Source organism: Sporosarcina sp. YIM B06819, assembly GCF_033485175.1.
Classification (GTDB): Bacteria; Bacillota; Bacilli; order Bacillales_A; family Planococcaceae; genus Sporosarcina.
Genome location: NZ_JAWLIQ010000040.1, coordinates 1 through 17,623, shown reverse-complemented (window position 1 = coordinate 17,623; position 17,623 = coordinate 1). Strand labels below are relative to the sequence as shown.

The window sequence follows — 17,623 nt, the reverse complement described above, 5'->3', positions numbered from 1 at the left end:
TGAGTTTCAAAAAAATACCATTATGAGGCTTTGGTTTCGTGCGGCCAAAAATCTATTTTCATAGCGCTTGACTTATTTCACATTAAACGCTGTGCACCACACAATTCAGATACAATTCTGAGTTCTAGGTTAGCACGATAGAATACAAGCCCTCCGACCGAGCAATTGGTTGGGGGGCTTTTTCTGTTCCGGTACGGGTAACATCCCGGTGCCTAAATTCCCGGTGCCACAATCACTCACACAACTCAGACACTAGTCAACCAATTGGGTAGGGCAGCCTCCCGATTGAGCAATTGGTGGCTGTATCAGTGTTAGAAACGCATTGCAAGCGACAGCCGCTCATACAACTCAGTCCAGTTCTTTTTTTTCGCTTTAATCTGGACGATTGTAGGCATGAGAATATACCGCCTTTTTCTTTCTTTCCACTATAAAAAAGCCTATAATAGTTATTAATAGGGGTGATACGATATGGAGAAACAGCTACTTGAAATGATGGGGAAATTGATGGAACAAATGACTGAAATGCAGTCTGAAATGAAAGATATGAAAACTGACATGAAAGATATGAAAACTGAAATGAATATTCGGTTTGATTCAGTGGAAAGTAAACTTGACGTATTGGACGTGCAGTTGAATAGTGGATTTAAACAAACTGGTGAACGGTTTGATACACTAGATAAAAAAACTGAAAAGCTCATGACGCAGGATGTGCGTTTCTTAAAGCACAAAATGCACCAGTTAGAGGAAGACGTATTCTTATTGAACAAAGACAATTGACGGAAAATATCCCGCCCTTAGACACACAAAAAAACAGTAAACATCCCGGTGCCAGTCACTCATATAAGCCCTTCTTCCGAGCAATCGGTTGAAGGGCTGTTTCTATTTTAATATCCCAGTAGCTTATAGAATGTATTTTCTAACCTTGTAGATTTCTTGAAACTTGAAACTGTTCAATATCAAGAATTTCAAAGTAGCTGTATTCGAGTTTACTAAGCCATCTTTAATGTCATACGGTACTTTTCCGAACCTTTCAATCAACAGTTGAATGGTTGTCTCAGATAGAGCTACGACTCCGCCTTTTTTCATACCCTTTTCCATTCCTTCTTCTCTCCACATATCAGCTAATGTCATGGCCACTTCACTCCCTTCAGGATACGTCTGTTCAAATCGATTGATGATTTGTGCTACATCTTTTTTCGTCAGGTCTTTTGCGGCGCTAAATATATACCGAATCATTGTTTCTAAATAATGACTTCCGGTTTGTTTGTCTTCTAACTCTGTTAAGTAATGGATTGCGCGGAAAATAAATTGGAGTAGTTCGTCGGTGTCTTTTGTAAAAATATCATGAAGAAGAGTCAGTAGGATTCTTGTTTGCGCTTTTCCTTTGATTTCTTCATCAGAGTAGGTGGATAAATCATAGAGCAGGTAGTCAAAGTTAGGAACGTAGATTTCCAAGTCTTCCGGAAGTTCTTCGTATCCATCTAGCATGGCACCTAAATTAGTTGGTATACCCTAATTGGAACTGCCGTGGTAGATCACAAGCGGCATAATAATGGGCAGTTCTTTAGCTTGTTCTTTGTTCGTTTTTATCCCCGGTGCCACTCGCCCACACCAATCCCATTATTGGTCAGTCAAGGTCCAAAATAGGTTTTCCCAGCTCTGATGATGCACTTTTTTCCACTTCCTCGCAATACTTGCAATATCCTTCCGCTGTGTGACTGTAACTAGATGAAAGTAGAGTTGGCAACAATTCTAAATCGAGAAAAGGATAGGGGGAGGGAAGGCCACGGGAATAGAATGCATACGAGCTATACGGATAATCCTCCATGTAATTGACCATGGGAATGGTAGTTTCGATTGGATTTCTGTGGATGTATCGACTGATTGCTAGAATACTTGTAGGATTTTCCGCACTTTTTGCGAAGTAACGACTCCCATATAAGTAACCAGAGTAAGATTATTTCTTTTTGTAATAGTCACACTATATAGTCTGTTAATATGACCCATCACTTTTCCGAGTGGAGCTTCGGGTGAGCGAATGAGCAAGTGATAGTGGTTTGTCATGATGCAGTATGAAATCAGGGTAAAAGGCTGTTTCATATAGCTATAATGCAAAACACGAAAAAATTCCGCTACATCTGTCTCACTTTTGAAAATATCTTGTCGGTTATTGCCCCGCATGACAACGTGATAGAATATCCGTGGATTCCATTCACGTTTCTTCCTAACCATTTTCCCCTACCAACGTGCTTTCCCCATGATAAAGTGATGCTGTTCGTTTCCAATCAACTGCCTCTTGGAGAGCATCATCTGAAATGAATTGATCATCCGCTAAATCCGCTAGTATCCGAGCAATTCGAATGAGTTTCACCTGTGTTCGATTGCTCCATATTTCCGTAAAGTATACTTCTTTTAAAAATGCAGATTGACGATCCGATAGTTGGCAAGTCGCAAGTAGTGTTTGAGCGGGAACATTGCCATTTAGGAATCCTTTATCGTAACGTCTGCGCTGCAATTGTCGTGCATTTTCGATGCGCTGTCTAATGTTAGCCGACGTCTGCGCATTATTCGATTCGGAGATACCTACACTTTTCAATGTCAAAACGAAATCTAGACGATCCAGGAGTGGACCAGATGCTTTTAGCTGATAAGAACGTATTAGTGTAGCTGTACAAGTACAATACCGCTCGGTCGAAGGGCTTGTATTCTTTGGTGTCCTACTAAATTGTCAGACTAGTGTCTGAGTTGTGTGAGTGACTGTGCACCGATCATGATCATGGCACCGGAAGTTCTTCCACATAGCTTCTATGAACATATAATTCTTCGTATTGCAACGAGTCCGATTGGATTTTAATCCACGATTTTTCCGGTAGCATGTCATCGATAATAATCAGGGGCACCTCGGATTTGTCATATGTAAATGCAATCGGATAGTTCGTTCCGGGTCCGGTTCTGACATTTAATCCTGAACGATTCGTCAGTCCGAGTTTGAAAGGATTCGCGATGTCTTTTCCGCCCATCATTTGGTCAATTCGATACAAATGACCAGCAGCTTTCGAGCCCCAATATGGATCGGAGGCGTATTTGATGTTGAATCCAATTGCTTTATTTCCGAAAATCGCGCCATTTGCGTACTTGGCATTCGGTGGAATGTAGTTTTTGTTCAGGAATATGGTGACGAGTTCCCGAATATTTTGTTCCACAGATTCGAAAAGTCGATGGTCGGGATTGTCATCATACACATACAGGCCAAAGAGATTGTTATATTGCTGAGCCCATGTTGTAAGACCGTAATTGCTTTCGTGCTGAGCTAAGGCAAGGATGTGCAATGCATTGATTTGTTGCTCTTTTTCAATCTTTTTCAACAGCTCACCAATGCCGATCAGCTTACTTTTCGAAGCAGCCTGGGCATACTCTTTGTGATTTGGAAAAGTGGTTTCCAGTTGCTTCAATCGCTTCATTATATAAGCGTCAATTTCCTGAGCCGTATACTTCGTTACACTTCTGACGGGTAGGTACTGAAAGTATTGATAGCCAATACCAGCATTCACACCATCTTTTGTAATAAAATGACTGCCGTCCATGCTATAGTATTTATCGCCATCACGCATGAATGAAGGCGCGATTCCAGCTTGGTATGTTCCATAATTCCCGGTGCTTGCAGTATAGACGGAATGGTAAAGGGCGCCATTCGTTGTGTAGTAAAAGGATTGGTACTGTACTGCGTTCCATGGAAATAACCTACTATTTTCATGTTTAATGAATCGGCTTTTTCCTGCAACATTCACTTCTACATAGTGCTCGGTTGAATCGATGTAATGGAATTCGGTGTCGTCCGCTACATACGTTTCTTCTTTCTTCAACTCCTTGTCCAAATAAAGAGTTGTCAGTACACTTGCAGAAGTTGGTTTTGTGACGACAATTCCAGCAGGCATTTTGATAATCCCACCTTTATGCAAAATCACATGATGAGCGCCTACATTTGCAATCGCTTCCTTGTATGTGGGGTACGATTTCACGACGGATGTACTCCCATTTGATTGAACTGTCGCCACGTCAAATGTAGCTGTCGATGCAATTGTGAATCGCTTCTGGATCTGATAGTTAAGGGCTCGTCCGTCGTCATCTTTAACTAACTGCGTAACATACAAATTATATGTTGCAGATTGCTTGTACCCTTCTAATGGTGGCATAATGAAGACTTCCTTACCATCAGCTGAAACCGTGAGTTTCCCGTTCACTTTCCTACCAGAAGCATCGAGTACATAGACCGAATGGCTATTGATTGTTGCACGGGCGATTGCCTTGTTAAATGTTATTGTCCACGTTTTGTCGGAACGGACGTCGACGGATTCATCCAATAGTTTAGTAGTCGGTTCTTTCGCATCTCCAAATTGAGACCATCCAAGTACGAGGATTAAACATATAACAAAGCCTGCAAATACCTGAAAAAGAGTCTTTTTATGTATAGAATATATCATCAGTGAATCTACCTCCTCATGTGTGATTATAGCATTGCTTCACGCCCTCTCTACTTCCAAAATTTAGTACTGAGTACTAACACGAAAAAAGGTACAGTCACTCACATAATTATAGAATAGTTGTGTGAGTGACTGGAACCGAAATGCTACAGAAAACAGCCCCCCAACCGATTGCTCGATCGAGGGGCTGTACTCTTTGGTGTTGCTCTCTCTTTCAATAATCGGCTCCCATTATTGCCCGACCACGACAAATGTCGTTAATGTCTTCCCATCTACGAAATACGTTAAGAAAAACGAATCTCCCCGTTGAATGCCGGTAAATGTTAATGTATTTGTTCCATTGCCCGATACTTGCGGGACTGTGCTATCATTGTTTGAGTTTTTAAGATTTGTCGCTGTTAGGATAATGCGATTGGACGTGGATTTTGAAATGTCTTCGCCGTATTGGTCGGTAATTTTTAGTGCTGCTTTCAAGTTGGATGAAGAGATGTTTACATTAGCTTTAGTTCCTGGAATATGGAGAATTTGATCCTGAACCGTCAGTCCGTTTGCTGATTGCAATTCAATTGTAGATGCATATGGTTCTGCTTTTGTGAGGGTAACCGTTTGGTTGAGTGTTACGGGTTCGCGATCTGCATTAACGACCACTGTTATCGGAATGTACAGATCGTCCTTGTAGACAATGTCTTTATCGCCTCGGACGTAAATTGTGCCTGTCGTCGCGTTATAGATTAAATCATTATGCCCTGTTATGACGGTATATTCGGATGCCGGAATGACGACTTTGTATCCGTCCGTCGACAAGCCGTAAACAATGAGCTCTCGCGCGTAACGGTTTGATGAGTCCTTCGCAGGATTATCATATATGGCATCAATCTTTTTCAATTCATAGTGAACAATGCTCTCTTTATCCGTCACTTTCACGTTCAGTTGATAGATTCCCGAATTGACATTTCTAGCGACACCTCTTGCATCGATTTGCTGCAAAGTGAGTAGAAGAACGTCTGAGCCTTTGTATTTCCCTGTTACGGTGACAGCACTTTTTGCGGTAATCAAATGATTTGAAGATAACGCCACGCTTCCATCCATCGCTTCCACATTAACGACGTATTTCCCTGCATTTTTTGAATTCACCGCTGTCGCCAAGTTGGAATCAGTTAAAACGAATTCGCGACCGTATTGGTCATTTACGACAAGGGATTCTTTGGATAATGTGAAGGATTCCCCGACTATCAAATTCGGCTCACTATTTTTCGTCGCAGTAATCCAACTAGCTTGTGCCTTAGCTCTCACTGTCACAAGCATTGTTGTCATTTTATTATTCGCTGTCGTTGCTGTTAGTAGAACTTGGCGATCCGTCGTTGCATTTGACGTATCGATTAAAAACAATTTTGCTTTGCCAGTCAATGGATCTTTTTCAATGACTGTTTTTACATGTTTATCATTCGACGTCACTTTCACACCATTCGCACTGTTTAACAGACTTGCATCTAAAACTTCTTTTCCGTCCGGGCCATATACGATGAAAGGCACTTCTGTCTTTTCACCTGCAACGGCTAATTTTGGAGCCCCAAAGACAACGGTATCCGTCCCCACACCTTCACCAACCGTTACTTCGTACATCGCCGTTTTTCCCGTTGACCTTGATGTAATAGAAATAATTGTTTTGCCTCGTTTTTTATTTCGCGGCTCTTTTAATTGAAGTACTGTTTGGTTTTTTCTGTCGATCATCAATTGTGAAAAGATAGGTGAACTGACACTCCAATTGATGTCGATTACAGATGTATCCGACACGGCGACCACTACATCATTGGCGATATCTTGGGGAGAGACTTCTAAACCGTATTGATCTTTTGCTGTGAGCACTAAATAGAAATTTTCGTATGTCGAATCTACATTCAATGATGCAGATTGAGTGTAGGGGGTATAAAGGCTCGTTATTTTTACTTCGGCTACTTGCGACTTGCTTGCAACCTTCACGACTTTCGATTTTGAAATGGACGTTGTACGATCCGTGATCGTCAGGGAGATTTTATCACCCGTTTTAAAATTAGAGTCTCTCGTTGCCTTTGTAATTTCGATGATTCCTTCCGAATAATTCACTGTCGTTCCACTACCAGCACCGGATATGTTCGAACTTGCCACTACATTTCTGACGGTCGATGTCATATTTTCGCCGTATTGATTGACAACTATATAAGGTATTCGTACTTTGTTTCCGGTCGAATTCGGAGTCGCATAGTCAGTCGGAAATTCAATCGAACTGGCTGTTTCGTTTTGTACGGCTGTCGTTTTTGTGAATACTGAATTCGCAACACCTGATAGAGTAAGCGTATAATCTCCTGCTGTTAGTTTGGATGACATAATAAGCTTGGCAGACTTTTTATCTTTCGCAATTTCTACATTTGAAATCGAGACATGCGAATTCCCTTTTTGCACATAAAACGTCGCATTTTTTAGTTCAATTTCTTGATTAAATGTCATTGTAAAGGTATTTGAGCCCGTTGCTTTGAAATCTGCTATTGCGACTTTCGGGGCAATAACGTCTCCAATCTTTTCAATCGAAATACGGTGTAAGAATGATGCAAATTGGCCCCTCGTCAATGCGCTTTTCGGATTGAATTTATCCAATGCGGGATTCGTAATATCGAAGTAATCTAACACCAAAATGTACGGACGGGCAATAGCTTTTGCGTATTTCAAATCTTTTACATCGCCATTGAACTGTTGCTTGGCTACATAACTGACCGCATCCACACCCTCCACTACGTGAATGAGACGCACTAACGCAATCGCCATATCTTCCCGCGTCATCGCTTCTTTCGCAAAAAGCATTCCATTGGTACCATCCAAAATTCCGTGATCCCACACCATTGCTGCATACTTCATTAATTCGTCTCCAGAATTGGTAGGCGTCACATCCGAGAAACGAGTTTTTGTTCTGTAATCGGCAGGCGCTCTATATCCTTCAGAAACTAAATACTTTCCAACAAGCTTCACCACGTCCGAACGTGTCAACGTTTTATTCGGCTTAAACGTACCGTCTAAATACCCGTTAATAACACCCGCATTCACAAGCGCCCTAACGGCTTCTTCATGTGTATTTCCTTTCATATCTTTAAAACTTGCGGCAGATACGGTTGGAACGACGGCCGCCGAGGCTACTGCGACTACCACTGCACTTGTTAGGAATTTACTTTGGGTTCTCATGAATGGAGTTCCCCTCCTTATTTGATTTCCTAACTACTATGTTTACGTGTGGGAAAGGGACATATGATGGGGATTAAGTTCGAATGCGTAGTTCGGGATTTAATGTAATTTAGATAATTTGAATAAGCAATAGAATACGGGTCATCTTTTCTATTCAATTCTCTATTAAATTACGAATAATCATAGACAAGTAATCATACAAATCAGAGTAAGGATAATGGCTAGGTGTAATCAACGAACTAAGAAGGGTACTAGCCATCTATCCTTGCGTGATGGTTGGAGTCTTAAGCAGTCGTACCGCCGTTTGATAATCAAGTTAGTTGAATACGCGGTAACTATTCGTAAGGGGGAAGAGCTATTGAAGAAGAAAAAGATTCATAAGTTATTCAGTGCAATTATGGCACTAGCAATGGTCTTCACAATGTTGGCTCCGTTGCAGATATCTGCGAACGACAATGCAATACCGATTAAACAGAGTGGTGCTAATGAAGGTATCATGCAAGCACAAACGGCAATCACTGAACAATTAACTATACTAGATGGACCAGCCACGCTACACGAAGATTTACAAGGCCTATCAGGCGAACAAGAAGTATCTGTAATTGTTCATCTATCTGAAAAACCTGTAGCCCTTGAAAAAGGGATTAAAGAGTTGGCAGGTCAAAAGTTTACTCGCACTGAAGCTGCTTCGGTGGAAAAGAAAGTAAATGCCCAGCAGGGACTCGTAAAAAAAGAAATGACAATCAATAAGATTTCCTATAAGGAAGGTTATTCTTACGATACAGTTCTTAATGGTTTCGCGATGACTGTTAAAGCAGATGACCTAAAAAAACTTCTAGAAATCGATGGTGTAGTACTTATTGAGCCGGATGAAATGAGATACGCGCTTGGCAATCCAGCCAAAGAGGGGGGACAAGTCGATGCTGCAATGGTGACAAGCATTCCTTTCCTCGGTGTAGAAAATCTTTGGAAAAACGGAATTGAGGGGCAAACGGTTAAAGTCGGCGTTCTCGATACTGGTATCGACTACAATCACCCTGAGTTCGAAGGCGTTTATAAAGGCGGTAAAAACTACATCACGCATGGTAGCACATATGCAAGAACACGTTTGGATAACGATCCATACGAAACTTCTCCACTAGATAGAAAGAGTACAACACCTGAGTTCGACTCACAAGGTAGCTCCTTCTACACGTCTCACGGAACACACGTAGCAGGTACAATCGCAGCAATCGGTGTAAATGAATATGGTATTAAAGGACTTGCACCTAAAGTTGAATTGTACGCATACCGTGTACTCGGTGCTTATGGAAGCGGAGCAACTGCAGGTATTATTAAAGCAATCGATGATTCTGTTAAAGACGGCATGCACGTCATTAACTTGTCACTTGGCGGATCTTCAAACAGTGCAATCGCATCAGATGCAATTGCAATAAATAATGCAATGCTCGGTGGAACTGTAGCTGTTATTGCAACAGGAAACTCTGGTCCTAACCGTGGTACAATCGGAAACCCGTCTACAGCTGCACTTGGTATAGCAGTGGGGAACTCCACAAATCCTGAGCAAATGTTTGAAGCTGGCGTTACTGTATCAGCAGGATCGTATAGCAAAACATCAACAATCAAATTGATGGGTGTTAAATTTGGTGAAAGCTTGGAAGATGCGCTAAAAGGAGAATTTGACGTCGTTGCAATCCCTAATGTAGGGACTCCTAAAGATTTCACAGGAATTGATGTTAAAGGGAAAGTAGCACTTATCTCCCGTGGAGATATTGCGTTTGTTGATAAAATTGCGAATGCAAAAGCAGCAGGAGCGAAGGCGGCGTTAATTCATAACTCCCCAACGGGAACTAATTCGCCAGGACCTGCAGATGTATTCCTTGGCGACTCATTCGAATTCATTCCGGCGTTCGATATGTCTTACACAGAAGGAAAAGCGCTTCGCGATGCATTAGGTACCGGAACAGGAACAGGAAAAGTTTCATTCAGTAACATTACGTCTTCAAAAACGACAGGCGATACAATGAACTCTTCCAGTTCACGCGGACCGGCAAATCCTGACTTTGATCTTAAGCCAGACGTCGTTGCACCAGGAACGAATATTATGTCTTCAGTAGCTGCATATGGAAAAGACTTTCCAGATGCGGATTACAGTGAATCCTATGACAGGTACACAGGTACTTCGATGGCGACACCACACATTGCAGGAATTGCAGCATTGATTCGTCAGGCAAATCCTACTTGGACGCCATTTGATGTAAAAGTTGCACTTTCAAATACGGCAAAAGTACTTGATACAAAGGCGTTTGACGTATTCGCACAAGGACCTGGACGTGTTCAGCCTTATGAAGCGGCATACCCAACGATTCTTGCATACGCACTTAGTAAAACAACGTTTAGTGGTAAAGAATACGACAACGAAAAAGGTACAGTAACGTTTGGTAGACTCGATAAAGTGAAAGACGAAAACGTTACTGTGAAAAAACAAATTCGTGTAAAAGATGTCAAAGGTGAAGGCGGCGATTACTCGGTCCGAGTTGAAACGTTGAAATCTTTTAGTGATGCAAAAATCACTGTCAATAAACCGACCTTTACATTAAATGGTGAAGAAATGCTAGAATTAACGTTGACTATTTCGAAAACAGCTCCAAAAACTACAGATGAACTATTAGGCTATATTTATATCGAGGGGAATGGCATACAAGTTTCATTGCCATTTGCAGCTACTTTTACACCATTAACATTACCTACAGGTGTCCATCATGTAGAGGTTGCAGATCATGATGTATCATTTAATGGTGATAAAGTGAAAGATGAGACAAATGTAAGTTTCCAATTAGTCGGAAGATTCGGTGCTAACTATGTTGGGGTATACGACTTGTTGGTCCCTGATGGCTTAGATGACTCTATTGGCTACATTGTCTACTCTACTGGCCGTAATGCTGGAATGCATAAAGTTCCAATTACTGGTACGTATACAAATTGGGAAATTCCCGGAGTAACCCAGATTCCTGAAGGCGCTTATATTATTGAGGTTATTGGACAATCGGGAGCGAATGTATATGCTGGATATGACTTCGAACCACTTTTCGTGGTAAACAGCCCTGCAACGGTTGATACGGCTGAATCGCATACTACAGTCGGTCCAAACTATACGTTCAATGGAACAATCGTTGACAAATATATCGATTTTCAAGAGCCACTAGATGAAATTGGTTTTGGTTTTGATGTACATGAAAAACTATTTGTTACGTACGAACTAACGAATTCGAATGGTGAAAAAGTGAGTGAAGGCCCAGTGAATTTTGCACAAGATGGTGCATTCTCACTTAACCTTAGCAAATTAACAGTTGGCGACAATACAGTGACAATCTATGTTGATGATGCTGCAGGTAACAAAGCAGAATATGACTATACAGTTGTCGCTGAAGTGAAACTGGGATTATCAGTATCACCTGCGAATCTAGAATTAACGGTAGGAGACACCGAACAATTAGAGGTTACGGTAACTGAAAAATTTGAAGAAGGCACTGAAACTATTGAAGAACTAATAGAGGCAGATGCTGATGATATAGGAACTATTGAAGAAGTAACAGAGACAGATGTTGATGATATAGGAACTATTGAAGAAGTAACAGAGACAGATGCTGATGATATAGGAACTATTGAAGAAAGTACAGAAACGGAAGCGGTTGTTAGCGGAACTGTTGAACTAGAAGAAGATGACAACGGAAGTATTGAAGAGGGACCAGATGAAGGCGAAGGCGAAGATGAATTTGAAGTTATTGATGTAGCAGAGTTTGCAGAGTACTCAGGTTATGATGAAAATATTATCACTATTGAAAAAGGTAAAGTGAGAGCAGTTGGAGTAGGTACTACAACAATTACAGTTTCACATAAAGGGTTGGAAGAAACTGTAGAAGTAGTTGTAAAGCCTCTCGTTACACTTTCAGTAGATACAACGGATCTTTCAATCGAAAAAGGAAAAACCGCTACTATTAAAGTGACAGAGACAACAACAATAACGATTGAAGGCGAGCATTCAATCGATGATGTGACAGCAGAAGCAGCATATGCTGTGGCAGACAATTCAATTGTAACTGTTGATAAAGGCGTCATCACGGCTAAAGCCGCTGGCACAACAACAATCACAATCACTCACGGAGATAACACGAAAACCGTAAATGTCACAGTCACAAATCCAGTAGATCCTGTAACCCCTGGAAATGGTGGCGGCGGAAGCGGAGGAGGCAGTGGTGGCGGATACTTCCCATCAACACCATCTACACCAAAACCGACAGAACCAGGTACAGTTAAACCCGTTCCTACACCACCAACACTAGTAACATTTACAGACACAGCAGGCCATTGGGCGGAACTTTACATTCAAAAAGCTACTGCACTGGGCGTCTTTAACGGTTATTCGGATGGAACGTTTAGACCGAATAATCATCTAACACGTGCACAAGCAGCCTCCTTGATGGTTCGTGCTCTAGGTTTGCAAACTGATGAAGCTGCACCGTTCGACGACATCGCAAATTATGACGATGCCACAAAAGCAGAAATCGCAGCTGCCTATAAATACGGCATCATCAAAGGAAACGATGGCAACTTTAACCCTTCGGATCGAGTCACACGTGCACAAATCGCATTGATGATCGCACGTGCATATGAATTCAAAACAGGCGAAAAATACACGCCAATGGCAATCGCATCGTTTTCCGATTATGGTAACTTCAACAAAGAAACAGTGAACGCCATTACAATTCTCTATGATTTCGAAATTGTATCTGGATTTGAAGGCAAATTCATGCCAAACGATCCAACAACACGCGCACAAGCAGCAAAAATCTTTATTAATCTAATGGAAAAACTTCAGCAAATGTAAGATCAGCTTAACACCTCGCTAATAAACACCAAAATCCCCATTGCATCTATCAGGATGCAATGGGGGTTTCCAATTAAATCTTCGGATTGTCCAACCAGTGAATAAATCGACACTCCAATCGGAGGTATTATTATTACAGATAATGTAAATGATTTATTAGTAACGTCTTGATATTCTTGTTACAACACAAGAAAATCATAAGATTAATGTGGAAATCCAGTTTTCCAATAAGTATGATAGACTGAATCGCGGTATTGATTGTTGATCACAAATACAAATCTATAGTGATCAAATTCTAAAGGGAGTGCCTTATGCTCTACTAAACCCAATAATTATCATAGCCATAGAAGACTGGTAATCTTATCAAGTTATATGGTAAAATAGATTAGGAGTAAATAGGATAAAAATATACTGGGGGTAAAAAAATGACAAAGTATTCAAGTTCATACCAAAAGTTTTTCAAAGCAGCATTAGCGGCATCGGTTGCTACAGGTGCAATCGTAGCTGTCGCACCAATTGCTACACATGCAGCTGGATCAGACGCTGTTGTTTTTAAAGATGTAAATAAAAAGGCACATTACTATGCACCTATAATGGATCTTAGTGCTAGAGGAATTGTAAAAGGATATAGCGATGGTACATACAAGCCAGGCAATGCAGTTACGCGCGGACAAGCTGCGAAAATTTTAGCACTCTCTTTGGGACTTGATACAGTAAATGTAGTAAACCCAGGATTCAAAGATGTTAAAGAAACAGACGCAAACTATGGCCCGATAGCAGCACTTGCTCAAGCTGGAATTATTAATGGGTATGATGATAAGACATTCAAACCGAATAACAATCTTAAACGCTCACAAATGGCTAAAATTATCACTTTGGGCTATAAACTAACTGAGGAATCACTTAAGGATCAGCGTTTTACAGATGTGAAAAGCAGTGATTCGTATGCAGGTTATGTACAAGCACTACTAACGAATAACATTACAACTGGAAATACACCTACTACATTCGGACCGAACGCACTTGTAACAAGAGGACAGATTGCTTCATTTGTTGTTCGAAGTGAGGGCGCTGTTTCAGTAGATACTTCTACGATTACATCGATTACAGATAGTACAGTCGTATTAGCTGATGGGACATTCAAACTTTCAGCCGATTTGAAATCTATCATTAACGTTGATAACATAGCTGCGTTACAAGGGGCTACTATTAAATATTCAGCAAAAGACGGTTTGATTAGCAAAATTACATCTATTGAAATTCCAGCAGGAGCAACGGGGGCAGCAGTTGTTTTAGATGGAAAAGGTGCTACACTAACAGGAAATCTTCTGGTGAATAGAGACAATGTAACTGTGAAAGGCTTGAAGATTAAAGGTAACTTGGAAATCGGAAGCAATGTAAAAAGCAACTTCACTAGCGATGACATCACTGTAAACGGTAAAACAGTAATTACGGATGTTGTATCTGGAAAAGTAGGCGCTCAACAAGGGACAGGGAAGTTCAACAAAGCAGTGGCACTTCTGTCGCCTATGGTTGCGGCTGAAACAGCAACAAAACAACCAGTCATCACTTTCACTAACTCAACAATTGGCGCAGTAGAAGTATCTAAAAAAGATGTAGTCATTGAGGCCAAAGGTAAGACAAGTGTATTAGCGTTCACATTATCTGCAAACGCTCATCTTAAAGCTGACAAAGGTGTTACAATTTCACAAGTAACAATTGCTAAAGGAGCAGCAGCAGTTACAATCGATGCAACAGTGCTCGCTTTAACAATTGATACACCAAATGCATTTAAACTTGATGGTACTGGTGATATTGGCTCAGTAACGATTAAATCAAAAGGTGAAGTTAAAATTGAAACAAAAGGTAAGATCGCTGAAATTGTAATTACCTCAAAAGACACAAAAATGACTTTCGGTCCTAACACAAAAATCGCAAACTTAGTTTTACCTAAAGGGGTAGAAGCTAAGGACGTTATTGCGAACTTCGAAAGTGTAAAAGGTAACATTGAAAAAATAGATTCACAAAATAATCCTTCAGCAGGTACTGGCGGTACTGGTGGCGGAGGCGGCGGTGGCGGTGGCACTGGCGGTGGTAGTGAAGCAAACGGAGATGATTTGTTAAACGCAAGTATTCAGGCTCAAATGGTTGCAGTTAAATCTGCTGTAAATGGAACGATTGATATCACGCAATCGGGCAAAACGTTCAATGTGACAATTATAGATGGAACTAAAAACCTAGAGGATTTTGAGACCATTGTAAAAACTATTTTTGGCGTATTTAATACTGGTGCAGATTTGGATAAAGTTCAATTAGGCTACACAACGAGTACTGGATATAAAAACTTACCTAAGATGGAAGTTGATGATAACTTGGATTTTGATACGGTAATTGAACTGGCATTCAAAGCTGTAGGTAAGGATGAATCACAAACTATTGGGATATTAAAAGGTAAAACGATTGACATTACAGTAGAAGGAACAATTCAGAGTAAAGGTTTTAACCAATCTTATTCTTTTGTATTTGCCAACTGATAGTACCAAAGTTAATTGAAAAAAACTCAGCAAATGCATCATTTTGCTGAGTTTTTTCTTTTTGGAAAGTCGGAGATCAAGGTGCCAGTCACTCACACATCTTAAAGCAGTTTCTTTAAGTTCAGGTAACAGGTCTATCCCAATTACTGACTATCTTTTTTCTGATTTTCTTCATCGAACAGCTCGCCACTTGTTGAAAGAGGGGAAAAACGTGCATTGAAGAAGCGCAGGGTAGGTGGTTCATAATCCATGTTCAGTCCGCAAATGGAATGCCGTTTATTGTAAAGAGCCAAAATCGAATCTACGACAACATCCATATGGTTATTCGTATACACGCGGCGGGGAATGGTAAGTCTGACGAGTTCTAGTTTTGGCGTATTATTTTTTCCAGTTTTAATGTTACGTCCAGCCGAAATGATTCCCCGCTCCATACTGCGTACCCCAGAATCCAGGTAAAGGGCAGCGGCAAGTGCCTGGGCTGGGAATTCTTCTTGGTTTAAATGAGGGAGGAATGCACGTGCATCCAAGAATACTGCATGCCCCCCAATTGGTTGTACGACCGGAATTCCCGCATCAATTAGCTGTTGGCCAAGGTGGCGAACTTGACCAATCCTATGCTCGATGTAATGATCATCGACCGCTTCCCGAATGCCTATGGCCATTGCTTCCATATCACGTCCTGCCATCCCACCATAAGAAGGCATTCCTTCGTACACAACGACAAGTTCCCGTGATCTGATATACAGGTCCTCGTCATTCATCGCTAGGAAACCCCCGATATTGACGAGGCAGTCCTTTTTCCCGCTCATCGTACAGCCGTCCGAATAAGACATCATTTCAAGTAAAATATCTGCAATCGAACGATTTGCATGGCCTGCTTCTTGTTCTTTAATGAAGTAAGCATTTTCGACACAGCGCGTCGCATCAAGCATGACATCAATGCCGTGTGATTTGCATAATTCATAAACAGCTTTCATGTTTTGCATACTGACGGGCTGTCCTCCGGCAAGGTTCACCGTCACAGCAAGACAGACATATGGTATTTTGTCGGCACCTACTTCGTCAATTAAACTTTGTAATTTTGTCAAATCTACATTTCCCTTAAATGGAAGATTGATGGTCGGATCATGTGCTTCGTCAATAATAATATCAACAAATGTAGCACCGTTCATCTCCTGATGAGCCCGTGTCGTTGTAAAGTACATGTTCCCTGGTACATAATCACCTTTTGTTATTTTCAATTGGGATAAAATATTCTCTGCTCCACGGCCCTGATGTGTGGGTAATACATACTTAAAACCATATACATCGCGCACAGCTTTCTCTAACTTCTTCCAGCTTTTACTGCCAGCATACGCTTCATCGCCTGTCATTAGCGCTCCCCATTGCGCATCACTCATCGCTGTCGTACCACTGTCCGTTAATAAATCGATATAAACATCCTCCGAATCGATTAGAAACGTGTTGTATCCTGCATAGTCTAGAGCCTTTTTTCTCTCCTCATAAGATAGCATGGACAATGTTTCAACACATTTAATTTTGAATGGCTCTGCGGTTCTCCTTTTCAAGTCAACATCCCCTTTTACAAGTATCCATCATTATTACTATATCGTTTAAGGATGGAGGTTAGGACTTGATATTTTCAATTTATCATGGTGATTGGTGATCACTCACGTAACGAGTGTTGGAGGGAAGCCAATACTGAATTCGGGTAGAAATTCGATGCGATTTATCTAATGAAAAATCCTTCAACTGGCGTATCATATTCCTTAAAAATAGCGCTAAATAACGCCTTGTCGATCAGTTCACGCAAAACGACGTCGAAATAACCAAGGATATTCCGGATGTCCATCTGTTTTGTTGCTTGAACAGCAATGTGAAGGGCTTGGATGGCTAAATTCTTGACTCGCGCGACGTTCGTCCAAGTAAGCAACGTTCCGCGCAAACTAAATAACGTTCCCCCGAGTAAGCAACATTCCCGGCGAACTAAGCAACGAAAGCCCCGAAGTAGACAACGTTCGGCACGAAGTAAGCAACGTTCCACGCAAACTAAACGTTCCCCCGAGTAAGCAACATTCCCGACGAACTAAGCAACGAAAGCCCCGAACTAAGCAACGTTCGGCACGAAGTAAGCAATGTTCGTCCCGAAGTAGACAACGTTCCGCGCAAACAAAACAACGTTCCCCCGAGTAAGCAACATTCCCGGCGAACTAAGCAACGAAAGCCCCGAAGTAGACAACGTTCGGCACGAAGTAAGCAACGTTCCGCGCAAACTAAACAACGTTCCCCCGAGTAAGCAACATTCCCGACAAACTAAGCAACGAAAGCCCCGAACTAAGCAACGTTCGGCCCGAAGTAGACAACGTTCCACGCAAACTAAACAACGTTCCCCCGAGTAAGCAACATTCCCGGCGAACTAAGCAACGTTTCCGACAAACTAAGCAACGAAAGCCCCGAAGTAGACAACGTTCGGCACGAAGTAAGCAACGTTCCGCGCAAACTAAACAACG

Annotated in this window: 10 protein-coding genes and 1 pseudogene; 3 read left to right on the top strand and 8 right to left on the bottom strand. The window is 41.4% G+C overall.

The features are described from left to right. Positions 1 to 468: 468 nt before the first annotated feature. On the top strand, positions 469 to 777 hold the full coding sequence (locus R2B72_RS17865; RefSeq protein WP_318618214.1) for a hypothetical protein: 309 nt from the start codon (positions 469 to 471) through the stop codon (positions 775 to 777). A gap of 123 nt (positions 778 to 900) precedes the next feature. Here R2B72_RS17865 and R2B72_RS17860 read toward each other — a convergent pair whose 3' ends face one another. From R2B72_RS17860 to R2B72_RS17840, 6 genes and pseudogenes are all read right to left on the bottom strand, one after another. Then, positions 901 to 1,488 (bottom strand): Rpn family recombination-promoting nuclease/putative transposase, encoded by a 588-nt coding sequence (locus R2B72_RS17860; protein ID WP_318618212.1) that lies wholly within the window; start codon positions 1,486 to 1,488, stop codon positions 901 to 903. A gap of 399 nt (positions 1,489 to 1,887) precedes the next feature. Further along, positions 1,888 to 2,181: a transposase gene (locus R2B72_RS18720; RefSeq protein ID WP_412177878.1), complete on the bottom strand. Its 294-nt coding sequence runs from the start codon at positions 2,179 to 2,181 to the stop codon at positions 1,888 to 1,890. 43 nt (positions 2,182 to 2,224) lie between these two features. Further along, positions 2,225 to 2,596: a hypothetical protein gene (locus tag R2B72_RS17855; protein ID WP_318618215.1), complete on the bottom strand. Its 372-nt coding sequence runs from the start codon at positions 2,594 to 2,596 to the stop codon at positions 2,225 to 2,227. Next, a pseudogene (locus R2B72_RS17850) lies at positions 2,597 to 2,683 on the bottom strand (ATP-binding protein); the annotation flags it as partial. Between the two features lie 91 nt (positions 2,684 to 2,774). Continuing rightward, positions 2,775 to 4,481: a glucosaminidase domain-containing protein gene (locus tag R2B72_RS17845; RefSeq protein WP_318618210.1), complete on the bottom strand. Its 1,707-nt coding sequence runs from the start codon at positions 4,479 to 4,481 to the stop codon at positions 2,775 to 2,777. A gap of 231 nt (positions 4,482 to 4,712) precedes the next feature. Continuing rightward, a complete protein-coding gene (locus R2B72_RS17840) occupies positions 4,713 to 7,691 on the bottom strand; it encodes an S-layer homology domain-containing protein (protein WP_318618208.1) in 2,979 nt (992 codons plus the stop codon). Positions 7,692 to 8,049: 358 nt separating this feature from the next. Between R2B72_RS17840 and R2B72_RS17835 the strand changes: the two genes are divergently transcribed. Together R2B72_RS17835 and R2B72_RS17830 are read left to right on the top strand one after the other, a co-directional pair. After that, positions 8,050 to 12,579, top strand: coding sequence for a S8 family serine peptidase (locus tag R2B72_RS17835; RefSeq protein WP_318618207.1), 4,530 nt, complete (start codon positions 8,050 to 8,052; stop codon positions 12,577 to 12,579). Positions 12,580 to 13,004: 425 nt separating this feature from the next. After that, on the top strand, positions 13,005 to 15,113 hold the full coding sequence (locus tag R2B72_RS17830; RefSeq protein WP_318618206.1) for an S-layer homology domain-containing protein: 2,109 nt from the start codon (positions 13,005 to 13,007) through the stop codon (positions 15,111 to 15,113). A 143-nt stretch (positions 15,114 to 15,256) separates the two neighbouring features. On the opposite strand, the gene R2B72_RS17825 is transcribed toward R2B72_RS17830, so the two are convergent. Both R2B72_RS17825 and R2B72_RS17820 read right to left on the bottom strand, forming a co-directional pair. Then, complete coding sequence (locus R2B72_RS17825) at positions 15,257 to 16,681, bottom strand: tyrosine phenol-lyase (protein ID WP_318618205.1); 1,425 nt, start codon at positions 16,679 to 16,681, stop codon at positions 15,257 to 15,259. A 161-nt stretch (positions 16,682 to 16,842) separates the two neighbouring features. Beyond that, positions 16,843 to 17,058: a hypothetical protein gene (locus tag R2B72_RS17820; protein WP_318618204.1), complete on the bottom strand. Its 216-nt coding sequence runs from the start codon at positions 17,056 to 17,058 to the stop codon at positions 16,843 to 16,845. Between the last annotated feature and the right edge of the window lie 565 nt (positions 17,059 to 17,623).